The sequence below is a fragment of the Bacillus stercoris genome (assembly GCF_029772985.1).
Classification (GTDB): domain Bacteria; phylum Bacillota; class Bacilli; order Bacillales; family Bacillaceae; genus Bacillus; species Bacillus stercoris.
Genome location: NZ_CP121861.1, coordinates 3227244 through 3238854 on the forward strand (window position 1 = coordinate 3227244; position 11611 = coordinate 3238854).

Consider the following 11611-nt stretch of genomic DNA (forward strand, 5'->3'; position numbering starts at 1 on the left):
TTTCCCAAGGGGGATCATTGTATTGTTATTTAAAAAAGAGAGAAAACAAGAAACTGCTTACTTTTCTGATTCAAATGGACAGCAAAAAAACCGCATCCAGCTCACAAACAAACATGAAGATGTCAAAAAACAGCTCAAAATGGTCAGGCTGGGAGATGCTGAGCTTTACGTGTTGGAGCAGCTTCAGCCATTAATTCAAGAAAATATCGTATTCATCGTCGATGCGTTTTATAAAAACCTTGACCATGAAAGCTCATTGATGGATATCATTAATGATCACAGCTCAGTTGACCGTTTAAAACAAACGTTAAAACGGCATATTCAGGAAATGTTTGCAGGCGTTATCGATGATGAATTCATTGAAAAGCGAAACCGAATCGCCTCTATCCATTTAAAAATCGGCCTTCTGCCAAAATGGTATATGGGCGCGTTTCAAGAACTTCTTTTGTCAATGATTGACATTTACGAAACATCTATTACAAATCAGCAAGAACTGCTGAAAGCCATTAAAGCGACAACAAAAATCTTGAATTTAGAACAGCAGCTTGTCCTTGAAGCATTTCAAAGCGAGTACAGCCAGACCCGTGATGAACAAGAAGAAAAGAAAAACCTTCTTCATCAGAAAATTCAAGAAACCTCTGGATCGATTGCCAATCTGTTTTCAGAAACAAGCAGATCCGTTCAAGAGCTTGTGGACAAATCTGAAGGCATTTCTCAAGCATCCAAAGCCGGCACAGTGACATCCAGCACTGTTGAAGAAAAGTCGATCGGCGGGAAAAAAGAGCTAGAAGTCCAGCAAAAACAGATGAACAAAATTGACACAAGCCTTGTCCAAATCGAAAAAGAAATGGTCAAGCTGGATGAAATCGCGCAGCAAATTGAAAAAATCTTCGGCATCGTCACAGGTATAGCTGAACAAACAAACCTTCTCTCGCTCAATGCATCTATTGAATCCGCCCGCGCCGGAGAACACGGCAAAGGCTTTGCTGTCGTGGCAAATGAAGTGCGGAAGCTTTCTGAGGACACGAAAAAAACCGTCTCTACTGTGTCTGAGCTTGTGAATAATACGAATACACAAATCAACATTGTATCGAAGCATATCAAGGACGTGAATGAGCTAGTCAGCGAAAGTAAAGAAAAAATGACACAAATTAACCGCTTATTCGATGAAATCGTCCACAGCATGAAAATCAGCAAAGAGCAATCAGGCAAAATCGACGTCGATCTGCAGGCCTTTCTTGGAGGGCTTCAGGAAGTCAGCCGCGCCGTTTCCCATGTGGCCGCTTCCGTTGATTCGCTTGTCATCCTGACAGAAGAATAATCATTATAACCGGCCTGCCATACGGCCGGTTTTTCTGCGTTCATAATGTAAACTTAATTTAAAAATAAGTTGACATAATAATAGCCTGCATTTATTGTATAACCATATTTGATTACTGTTTGGAGGATTCACAATGCTGAAATTAATCGACATGATGCATATTGCTATTTTCACCGCACTGATGGCAGTGCTCGGCTTTATCCCCCCTCTCTTCTTATCCTTTACACCCGTTCCGATTACATTGCAAACGCTTGGTGTCATGCTGGCAGGCAGCATCCTCAAGCCAAAGTCTGCTTTCTTAAGCCAGCTTGTCTTTTTGCTCCTCGTCGCCTTCGGAGCGCCGCTGTTGCCTGGCGGACGAGGCGGTTTTGGTGTGTTTTTCGGACCGAGCGCAGGTTTTTTGATCGCTTATCCCCTCGCTTCATGGCTGATCAGTTTAGCCGCTAACAGACTGCGAAAGGTGACAGTAGCGCGTCTCTTTTTCACACATCTCGCATTCGGCATTATCTTTATTTATTTGCTTGGTATACCGGTACAAGCTTTTATGATGCATATTGATTTGTCACAGGCCGCCTTCATGAGTCTTGCATATGTGCCCGGTGATTTGATAAAAGCGGCTGTATCTGCATTCCTGGCAATAAAAATCACTCAAGCCTTGTCTCTTTCTGATACGATGTTTACAAAAGGAGGATGACACTGCATGACAATTACTCATACCTATTCATCTACTGCCGAAACATCGCCCGGCCGTGTAGCGATCCTAACTGAATCGGAGCAAATCACGTACCAAGATTGGGATCGGCTTGTCTCCCAAACCGCCAATTGGCTGCGGTCACAGCCAAGCATGCCGAATCGTGTGGCATTTTTGCTCCCAAATAGTCTGGCGTTTTTACAGCTGTTTGCCGGAGCCGCAGCGGCTGGATGCACGGCCATTCCCCTCGACACACGCTGGAGCCCGGCTGAATGTATGGAGAGGCTATCCATAAGCGATGCGGATCTAGTGGTTACTTCAGCCTTTTACAAAAACAAACTGATACATAGCAAGACACCCGTTGTTTTGCTGGATAACTGTATGGCAAATATTGAAGAGGAATCCGCTGCTCCCTTACCTATCATTGACCCGGAGCACCCCTTTTACATGGGATTCACGTCAGGCTCGACAGGAAAACCAAAGGCCTTTACGCGCTCTCACCGCTCATGGATAGAGAGCTTTACCTGTACAGAAACAGATTTTTCGATCTCATCAGATGACACGGTATTGATTCCCGGAACGTTAATATCCTCTCACTTTTTATATGGGGCAGTCAGCACTTTATATCTCGGGGGAACGGTTTGTTTGCTGAATAAGTTTTCTCCTGCCCAGACAAAGGAATGGCTGAACCGTGAAGCCGTCAGTGTTCTTTATACCGTACCTACAATGACAGACGCACTCACCCGGATCGAGGGCTTTCCCGACAGCCCTCTTAAAATCATTTCATCTGGTGCAGACTGGCCGGCAGAATCCAAGAAAAAGCTTGCCGCTATATGGCCCCATCTCAGGCTGTACGATTTTTACGGCACTTCAGAGCTTAGTTTTGTGACGTTTTCTTCACCGGAAGACAGCAAACGGAAGCCGCATTCAGCCGGCCGCCCTTTTCATAATGTCCAGATCGAAATCCGCGGCGCCAAAGGAGAACGCTGCCAGCCAGGAGAAATCGGAAAAATATTTGTCAAAAGCCCGATGCGGTTTTCCGGCTATGTGAACGGCAGCACACCAGATGAATGGATGACAGTGGATGATATGGGCTGCGTTGATGAGGAAGGCTTTCTATACATATCAGGAAGAGAAAACGGGATGATCGTGTACGGAGGATTAAATATTTTCCCAGAAGAAGTTGAACGTGTGCTACTCTCCTGCCCAGAGGTTGAAAACGCGGCTGTCGTTGGAATGCCGGACGAGTATTGGGGAGAAATCGCTGTAGCTGTCATTCGTGGAAGCGCTAATGCCAGAAAGCTGAAAGCCTGGTGTAAACAGAAATTAGCCTCCTATAAAATCCCGAAAAAATGGGTGTTTGCAGACAGCTTGCCGGAAACGAGCAGCGGAAAAATTGCCCGTTCCAGAGTGAAGAAATGGCTGGAAGAGGGTGTACAGTATAAATGAATGCGGTTATTGTTGATGCAAAACGAACGATCTTCGGAAAACAAAATGGACTGCTGAAGCCTTTCCTGCCGGAGGATTTGGCGGCTCCCATCATCCGTTGTCTCAGCCGAAAGCTAGAGGATCAAATTGACGAGGTCATTCTAGGAAACGCTACCGGCAGAGGCGGCAACCTCGCCAGACTGTCAGCCCTTCAAGCCGGACTGCCTCTATCGGTTCCCGGGATGACAATTGACAGACAGTGCGGCTCAGGTCTTGAAGCCGTACGCTATGCCTGCAGCCTCGTTCAAGCGGGAGCCGGCACGATGTATATCGCGGGCGGCTCAGAAAGCAGCAGCCAATCCCCTTTTTCAGAACGGGCCCGCTTTTCTCCAGATGCGATCGGCGATCCCGACATGGGCATTGCCGCAGAATATACAGCGGCACGCTATTCCATCAGCAGAAGCATGCAGGATGAGTACGCGCTTCTCAGCCATCAACGCAGCAGGAACGCGCATGATGAAGGATTCTACCGTGAAGAAATTGTTGCTCTCGGGGAATTGGATACGGACGAAGCATTTTTGAAGACGCGGCCGATAAAAGCAATTATTCCCCGTGCAAAGCCGGTTTTCGACACCAGCTCCGGAACAGTCACAGCAGCCAACAGCAGCGGCATAGCAGACGGAGCAGCCGCTCTTTTAGTAATGGAAGAGGAAAAAGCGGCAGCTCTCGGACTTAAGCCTGTGCTTCGGTTTATCGGCAGCGCTGTCAGCGGTATTCACCCCAACTATCCGCCCGCGGCACCGGTTGATGCGATCCGACAGCTCTTACATACACACGATGTAACCCCTGATGATATCGATTTATTTGAAATCAATGAAGCCTTTGCCGTCAAAATTTGTGTCTGCTCGCAAGAACTCGGCATTCCCTTTTCAAAAATCAATGTGCGCGGCGGCGCATTAGCTCTTGGCCATCCATACGGTGCATCAGGTGCAGCTCTGGTAACCAGATTGTTTTATGAAGCGAAAAGACGGACAGACTGTCAATATGCGGTTGCAGCCATCGGAAGCGGCGGCGGAATCGGACTGGCTTTATTATTTGAAGTGCTTGCATAGGCTTTTTCATAGGACGCACGCTTTCGATTTAGTATAATAGCAATATGAATAAAGTCAGGAAGGGGATTTTATGACAGCCGTTTGTTTAGTAAGACATGGAGAAACCGATTGGAACCTGCAGCAAAAATGCCAAGGCAAAACCGATATCCCGCTAAACGCAACAGGTGAACGCCAAGCAAGAGAAACCGGAGAATATGTAAAGGACTTTTCTTGGGATATTATTGTGACGAGCCCGCTGAAAAGAGCGAAAAGAACCGCGGAAATTATTAATGAATATCTGCATCTTCCGATTGTCGAGATGGATGATTTTAAGGAACGCGATTACGGCGACGCGGAGGGCATGCCGCTGGAGGAGCGGACAAAGCGCTATCCGGATAACATCTATCCGAATATGGAAACCCTAGAAGAACTCACTGACAGACTGATGGGCGGGTTGGCAAAAGTGAACCAAGCGTATCCAGACAAGAAGGTGCTGATCGTGGCGCACGGTGCGGCAATTCACGCCCTGCTGACGGAGATATCCGGCGGTGACCCTGAGCTTAAAAGCACTCGCCTCGTAAACGCCTGCCTCAGCAACATTGAATTTGCAGAAGAAAAATGGCGGATTAAAGACTATAATATCAACAGCCACTTATCCGGCTTTATCAAATAAGAAAAAGACAGGCGTCAGCCTGTCTTAGATTGTTGATAAAATCATAAAATGGTTTTCATTTTATGATTATGTCATCTATTCAGCGTGATTGAAAACCCTTGAAGTCTAGGAAGGACGAGCATAGGAGCGGAGCGAATGTTCTAATTCGTGAGCACCGAAGCGCAGTCCTGACAACGAATGCGAGGGTTTGTCGACACGCTGAGACAGGCGTCAGCCTGTCTTTTCTTTTATTTCTTATCAGCCGGCATCTCTTTCTGAAGCTCGTCCAAAATGGCATTCGCCCCATCTACACTGCGGCGCAGAGACCACACTGCACGGTCCACGTGGTATACATGCCCGTTTTTCACTGCCTTCAGCTTTTTCCAGAGGACATTCTTTTCGATCGGGCGTTTCCCGTCGGCGTCGAGGTCATCTGTTTTTCCTGTCATCAGGATGATCACATCCGGATCTGTTTTCAGCAGCTGCTCCAGTGTCATTTTCATATTCACGGAGTCGCCGCCATTGCTTGAATCGCTATTGCCTGACGTACTGATTGCATATCGATAGCCGACCTGTGTTAAAAGTCTTGATGTAAAGAAGTTTTCATCCCTGGCCATAATCGTATCATTTGTATTTCCGATCAAAAGCACGGACTGGCTGTTCGCGCTGATTTTCTGCTTTGTGTCGCTAAGCTTTTCTTCATGCGCCGTCAGCTTTTTCTCCATTTCCTTCTCCTTGCCGACTGCTTTTGCAATCGTAAGGGAAGCGTCAATTGTATCCTGATAATCGGCATTTAAATTATTAAGCGCAATCGTCGGCGCGATTTTTTTCAGCTGATCGTACACCTTCTTATGCCGGGTCGTGTCAGCAATAATCAAATCGGGGTTTAATGAAGCGATTTTTTCCATGCTTGGCTGTGAGCGAGTGCCGACAGATGTGTAGCCGTCAATTTTCTTCAGCACATCCTTGTTGATCAGCTGCTTCGCTTTGTTGTCATCGGCAACCCCGACAGGCGTAATGCCGAGATCAAGCAGTGTGTCGATAAAACCAAGCTCAAGAACAACAACCCGCTTCGGATGCTCAGGCACATTCGCCTTTCCTAAATCATGTGTTATCGCCACTTTATGTTCTTTGCTGTTTTGATTGCCGCTTGAAGACGAGCAAGCAGCCGTTAAGACAGAAAGAAGTAAAACTGTAAGAATAATCAGTGTTTTTTTCATAGTTCCAGTCTCTCCTGTTAGCAGTTTCTATGATTAAGATGTCCAAGAGTAGTATAACACGGAATGAGAATCATTATCACCAATTATTTTTCAAATGAGAAAAGAAAGTTCCGCTTTCCAGGTCAATCTTGTTTCTTTAACATAGCGCAAACAAGAAACGGAAGATTGTTTCGGGGCACAGCTTAACACCCTGTCCACAAAAAAGCTTGCAGAAACATACATTCCCTGCAAGCTTGTCCTGTTAAAGCTCCACTATCACTCTTCCTTGAATGCGATTTTGCAAAATCTCTTTTAACGCAGCAGGCGTTTCTTCCAATGAGACTTCCCTATCTACAATGGTCAGCAGCTGATCAGGCTTGAGATCAGAAGCCATGCGCTCCCAAACAGCGGATCTGACGTCCATCGGACAGTATACTGAATCGATCCCGAGCAGGCTTACTCCGCGAAGAATAAAAGGATACACCGTTGCAGGAACTTCTCCTCCTCCGGTTAAGCCGCTCACCGCGACAGCTCCGCCATATTGAATTTTGCTTAAAAGCGAGGCAAGCTGTTTTCCCCCGACTGGATCAACCGCTCCCTGCCATTGCTGCTTGGACAGCGCCTTAAGCGTTCCGTCATAGACATCTTCCCTGCTGATTACTTCGCTTGCACCGAGCTGTTTCAAATAATCAGCCGCCTCCCGGTTTCCGGTGCTTGCCACCACATCATAGCCCCGCTTGTTCAGCATCGATACCGCAATTCCGCCGACACCGCCGGTTCCTCCTGTGACTAGCACGCTGCCTTTTTCCGGAGACAGACCGTTCTGTTCAAGCCGATGCACTGATAACGCCGCAGTAAACCCCGCCGTTCCGTACACCATCGCTTCTTTTAACGAAAGATTCTGTGGCAAAGGCACCAGCCAGTCACCGGGCACCGAAGCGTATTCACTTAATCCGCCATCACGGGAGACACCGAGCTCATAGCTTGTCGCGATGACCTCATCCCCCTCTGCAAAACGCGGATCATTGGAAGAGACGACCGTACCCGCAGCATCAATGCCTAAAATAAGCGGATACTCTCTGACGATATTGCCTCCTGCTTTTCCGGCCAGACCATCTTTGTAATTAATGCCGGAATAAGCAACTTTAATCAGGACACCATCCTTCGGCAAATCCTCTGTTGATATGGTTTTCACTTGGACTGAAACATCATCGGCATTTTTTTCTGCCTGCAATGCTTGAAATAACGTTGACATTCGGCACACTCCTTTTCATTTATATCGTAACCGAAGAACGTTCCAAAAACCAAATCATCAAGCCGCCATTTTCACTTCGCCGACATTGAGAGAATAATGGACAAATGCGGTATCCTCTTCATAGCCATTTTGCTCATACAAGCTTCTTGCCTTCCGGTTGTGGTGCTCAGTTTGAAGCGTTAAACTTTTTGCCCCGTTTTCCGCTGCATAATCCTTTGCGGCCAAAAGCAACTGGCTGCCGGCTCCCTTTGTACGCGCATGAGGAGCAACAAATAAGTCATTTAATATGTAGATTCTTTTCATTGACACAGAAGAAAACGCGGGATAGAGCTGGGAAAAGCCTATGAGCTCTCCATTTTCTTCTGCTATCAAAATAATAGACTCGTGATTTTTCAAACGCGCTTTCAAAAAAGCCTCCGCCCCTTGCAAATCGGATGCCTGTCTATAAAATTCCCGATATTGGTTAAACAGCGGCGCGATGGCTGCCGCATCTGAAATCTTTGCTTGGCGAATGTTCATCTCAGTTCTTCCTCCCTCTCAATCATTTTTTCATTCTATCTCTAATCAAATTTTTCTGTAAAGTTTATTTTTCAGAATACTTTTATCATCATACATTGAAAAAATATCACGATAATATCCATTGTTCTCACGGAAGCATATGCAGGTCATTCGAACGAATTTTTTCGACAGGAATTTGCCGGGACTCAGGAGCATTTAACCTGAAAAAGCATGACATTTCAGCATAATGAACATTTACTCATGTCTATTTTCGTTTTTTTCTGTATGAAAATAGTTATTTCGAGTCTCTACGGAAATAGCGAGAGATGATATACCTAAATAGAGATAAAATCATCTCAAAAAAATGGGTCTACTAAAATATTATTCCATCTATTACAATAAATTCACAGAATAGTCTTTTTAGTAAGTCTACTCTGAATTTTTCAAAAGGAGAGGGTAAAGAGTGAGAAACAAAAAATTGTGGATCAGCTTGTTGTTTGCGTTAACGTTAATCTTTACGATGGCGTTCAGCAACATGTCTGCGCAGGCTGCCGGAAAAAGCAGTACAGAAAAGAAATACATTGTCGGATTTAAACAGACAATGAGTGCCATGAGCTCCGCCAAGAAAAAGGATGTTATTTCTGAGAAAGGTGGAAAAGTTCAAAAGCAGTTTAAGTATGTTAACGCAGCCACAGCAACATTGGATGAAAAAGCTGTAAAAGAATTAAAACAAGATCCGAGTGTTGCATATGTGGAAGAAGATCATATTGCACATGAATATGCGCAATCTGTTCCTTACGGCATTTCCCAAATTAAAGCGCCGGCTCTTCACTCTCAAGGCTACACAGGCTCTAACGTAAAAGTAGCTGTTATCGACAGCGGAATTGACTCTTCTCATCCTGACTTAAACGTCAGAGGCGGAGCAAGCTTCGTACCTTCTGAAACAAACCCATACCAGGACGGCAGTTCTCACGGTACGCACGTAGCCGGTACGATTGCCGCTCTTAATAACTCAATCGGTGTTCTCGGCGTAGCGCCAAGCGCATCATTATATGCGGTAAAAGTTCTTGATTCAACAGGAAGCGGCCAATACAGCTGGATCATCAACGGCATTGAATGGGCCATTTCCAACAATATGGACGTTATCAACATGAGCCTTGGCGGACCTTCTGGTTCTACAGCGCTGAAAACAGTTGTTGATAAAGCCGTTTCCAGCGGTATTGTGGTTGCGGCCGCAGCCGGAAACGAAGGCTCGTCCGGAAGCTCAAGCACAGTCGGCTATCCTGCGAAATATCCTTCTACCATCGCGGTAGGTGCGGTAAACAGCAGCAACCAAAGAGCTGCATTCTCAAGCGCAGGTTCTGAGCTTGATGTGATGGCTCCTGGCGTATCCATCCAAAGCACACTTCCTGGAGGCACTTACGGTGCTTACAACGGCACGTCCATGGCGACTCCTCACGTTGCCGGAGCAGCAGCGTTAATTCTTTCTAAGCACCCGACTTGGACAAACGCGCAAGTCCGTGATCGTTTAGAAAGCACTGCAACATATCTTGGAAACTCTTTCTACTATGGAAAAGGGTTAATCAACGTACAAGCAGCTGCACAATAATAGTAAAAAGAAGCAGGTTCCTCCATACCTGCTTCTTTTTATTTGTCAGCATCCTGATGTTCCGGCACATTCTCTTCTTTCTCCGCATGTTGAATCCGTTCCATGATCGAAGGATGGCTGCCTCTGAAAATCTTCACAAGCACCGGAGGATCAACCTGGCTCAGCCCCGTCACGGCCAAATCCTGAAACGTTTTAACAGCGGCTTCTCTGTTCTCTGTCAACTCGATCCCATACTGGTCAGCCTTATTCTCCTGATAACGCGAGACAGCATTTGAAAAAGGCGTCACCGCAAAGCTCAAAACGGAAAACAAAAGCAATAACAGCGGAAGTGCCGCAAGATCATGCCGCCCTTCTAAATGAAACATGCTGCGGGTTAGGCGAACCGCCCGCTTGTAAAGCTTATCAATGACATAAAATCCGGCGAGCGACACGAGCAAATAACCAGCCAGACCGATGTAAACGTGCTTCATGACATAATGGCCCATTTCGTGGCCCATAATAAACAGAATTTCTGAATCGTCAAGTTTGTTCAGTGTCGTATCCCACAATACAATCCGTTTATTGGCCCCAATACCTGTAACATAGGCATTCAGTGCATTTGTTTTTTCTGACATGTTCACTTCATATACATGATCAGCCGGAATATTGGCTTCATCTGCCAGCTCTAAAATATTGCTTTCAAGCTCTTTGTTTTTCAGCGGATAAAATTCATTGTATAAAGGATCGATAATGACCGGCTGAATAAAAAACAGAAAAAGCGAAAACGGCACTGTTAACAGCCAGGCGTATAACCACCATTTTTTTTCATGCCTTTTGATCAGCCAATAAAACACGAGAACGCAAAGCGCAAAGATTGGAAAGCTGATCCAAAAGCTGATAACCTGATCCTTAGCCCAGCTGGCCGTAGTCTGTGTGGAAATGTTGTAGTCAAGTGACACTTGATAGCCTATCCAATCTAAAGGCAGCGTCACCAATGTGGTAATCAGCGAAAGTACAAATACAAAACCAACGATCTGTAAAAATCGAAAAGGCACGGCCGCTTCCATCCATTTCTTGATTTTCGTTGAAACGCCGCTGACCAGCAAAACAAAAAACAGAAACCAATCAAGAGGTACCCCGATAAAAAATAAAAAATTCTTGATATTTGAATACTGCTCGGCCACCGCCAAATCAGACGGCTTCATGAAAGAAGCCGGATCAGCCTGCGTCCCTTTCACGGCTTCCGGTATTGCGGAATCACCGGACAGGAAGAAATACCAATAAAAAAACAGCCCGTACAGCACGTAAGCAAGCCCTGCTGCCGCAATCCATTTGCGCATAACACCTCACTCCTCACATCAACCCGTTACTTCTATTGTAATCATAAATTCAAATTCTTAGAACCAAGCTGTGTTCCGCACTTTTCCATCCTTTTAAGCATGGAAAGCCCGATCGCTGGGAAAACTAACAATGTTTGGAGTGATGCAAATGAAAAAAATAGTGGCAGCCATCGTGGTAATCGGTCTTGTGTTTATTGCATTTTTCTATCTTTACAGCCGGTCAGGCGATGTGTATCAATCGGTAGACGCGGATTTGATCACACTGTCTTCAAGCGGCCAAGAAGATATTAAGATTGAAAAAAGGCAGCACGTAAAAGATATGCTGGACATTATGAATCAGGGAAAACAGGTGAAGACAGAAAAAACATCAGCCCCTGATTACGAAGGGACAATCAAGTTTCATAAAGACCGGTACGACTCATTCAGGCTATGGATTGACGGCAGCCAGCAAGCCGTATTTTTGAAGGATGGCACATACTACAAATTAAGCAAAAACGATACAAAGGCGCTGCTAAACATTATGAAAAAAGAAGCAAAGGATTGAAAAT

At 45.7% G+C, this 11611-nt stretch carries 11 protein-coding genes and 1 pseudogene; 8 read left to right on the top strand and 4 right to left on the bottom strand.

What is annotated here, in order from left to right:
* Nucleotides 1-139: 139 nt before the first annotated feature.
* The 6 genes and pseudogenes from hemAT to phoE form a co-directional block, all read left to right on the top strand.
* Nucleotides 140-517, top strand: a pseudogene (gene hemAT / locus QA442_RS22240) (heme-based aerotactic transducer HemAT); the annotation flags it as partial.
* A gap of 6 nt (nucleotides 518-523) precedes the next feature.
* Complete coding sequence (locus QA442_RS22245) at nucleotides 524-1321, top strand: methyl-accepting chemotaxis protein (protein WP_390626372.1); 798 nt, start codon at nucleotides 524-526, stop codon at nucleotides 1319-1321.
* Between the two features lie 133 nt (nucleotides 1322-1454).
* Complete coding sequence (locus QA442_RS16860) at nucleotides 1455-2015, top strand: biotin transporter BioY (protein WP_071582268.1); 561 nt, start codon at nucleotides 1455-1457, stop codon at nucleotides 2013-2015.
* A gap of 6 nt (nucleotides 2016-2021) precedes the next feature.
* Nucleotides 2022-3461 (top strand): acyl-CoA synthetase, encoded by a 1440-nt coding sequence (locus tag QA442_RS16865; RefSeq protein ID WP_095432683.1) that lies wholly within the window; start codon nucleotides 2022-2024, stop codon nucleotides 3459-3461.
* The gene (locus tag QA442_RS16870) at nucleotides 3458-4552 is read left to right on the top strand and encodes an acetyl-CoA C-acyltransferase (RefSeq protein WP_095432684.1); all 1095 of its coding nucleotides are present in this window, start codon (nucleotides 3458-3460) and stop codon (nucleotides 4550-4552) included. Before QA442_RS16865 ends, QA442_RS16870 begins: the two co-directional genes overlap by 4 nt.
* 70 nt (nucleotides 4553-4622) lie before the next feature.
* A complete protein-coding gene (gene phoE, locus QA442_RS16875) occupies nucleotides 4623-5204 on the top strand; it encodes a phosphatase PhoE (protein WP_040083533.1) in 582 nt (193 codons plus the stop codon).
* A 227-nt stretch (nucleotides 5205-5431) separates the two neighbouring features.
* Here the strand turns inward: phoE and QA442_RS16880 are convergent, their stop codons facing one another.
* The 3 genes from QA442_RS16880 to QA442_RS16890 all read right to left on the bottom strand — a co-directional run bounded on the left by QA442_RS16880 (nucleotide 5432) and on the right by QA442_RS16890 (nucleotide 8156).
* The gene (locus QA442_RS16880; protein ID WP_095432685.1) at nucleotides 5432-6403 is read right to left on the bottom strand and encodes an ABC transporter substrate-binding protein; all 972 of its coding nucleotides are present in this window, start codon (nucleotides 6401-6403) and stop codon (nucleotides 5432-5434) included.
* A gap of 241 nt (nucleotides 6404-6644) precedes the next feature.
* Entirely contained in the window at nucleotides 6645-7637 is a 993-nt protein-coding gene (locus QA442_RS16885) for an NADPH:quinone oxidoreductase family protein (protein ID WP_095432686.1), read from the bottom strand.
* Nucleotides 7638-7694: 57 nt separating this feature from the next.
* Nucleotides 7695-8156, bottom strand: coding sequence for a GNAT family N-acetyltransferase (locus QA442_RS16890; protein WP_279473322.1), 462 nt, complete (start codon nucleotides 8154-8156; stop codon nucleotides 7695-7697).
* 442 nt (nucleotides 8157-8598) lie between these two features.
* On the opposite strand from QA442_RS16890, the gene aprE reads away from it, so the two are divergent.
* Entirely contained in the window at nucleotides 8599-9744 is a 1146-nt protein-coding gene (aprE, locus tag QA442_RS16895; RefSeq protein WP_095432688.1) for a subtilisin AprE, read from the top strand.
* A gap of 38 nt (nucleotides 9745-9782) precedes the next feature.
* Here aprE and QA442_RS16900 read toward each other — a convergent pair whose 3' ends face one another.
* Entirely contained in the window at nucleotides 9783-11063 is a 1281-nt protein-coding gene (locus tag QA442_RS16900; RefSeq protein ID WP_095432689.1) for a M48 family metallopeptidase, read from the bottom strand.
* Nucleotides 11064-11211: 148 nt separating this feature from the next.
* On the opposite strand from QA442_RS16900, the gene QA442_RS16905 reads away from it, so the two are divergent.
* The gene (locus QA442_RS16905; protein WP_014663427.1) at nucleotides 11212-11607 is read left to right on the top strand and encodes a YhfM domain-containing protein; all 396 of its coding nucleotides are present in this window, start codon (nucleotides 11212-11214) and stop codon (nucleotides 11605-11607) included.
* Nucleotides 11608-11611 lie beyond the last annotated feature (4 nt).

Coding starts and splice junctions, on each gene's coding strand:
- QA442_RS16905 (WP_014663427.1), top strand. CDS start 11,212: ATGAAAAAAATAGTGGCAGCCATCGTGGTAATCGGTCTTGTGTTTATT.
- QA442_RS16890 (WP_279473322.1), bottom strand. CDS start 8,156: ATGAACATTCGCCAAGCAAAGATTTCAGATGCGGCAGCCATCGCGCCG.
- QA442_RS16865 (WP_095432683.1), top strand. CDS start 2,022: ATGACAATTACTCATACCTATTCATCTACTGCCGAAACATCGCCCGGC.
- QA442_RS16880 (WP_095432685.1), bottom strand. CDS start 6,403: ATGAAAAAAACACTGATTATTCTTACAGTTTTACTTCTTTCTGTCTTA.
- phoE (WP_040083533.1), top strand. CDS start 4,623: ATGACAGCCGTTTGTTTAGTAAGACATGGAGAAACCGATTGGAACCTG.
- QA442_RS16860 (WP_071582268.1), top strand. CDS start 1,455: ATGCTGAAATTAATCGACATGATGCATATTGCTATTTTCACCGCACTG.
- QA442_RS16870 (WP_095432684.1), top strand. CDS start 3,458: ATGAATGCGGTTATTGTTGATGCAAAACGAACGATCTTCGGAAAACAA.
- QA442_RS16900 (WP_095432689.1), bottom strand. CDS start 11,063: ATGCGCAAATGGATTGCGGCAGCAGGGCTTGCTTACGTGCTGTACGGG.
- QA442_RS16885 (WP_095432686.1), bottom strand. CDS start 7,637: ATGTCAACGTTATTTCAAGCATTGCAGGCAGAAAAAAATGCCGATGAT.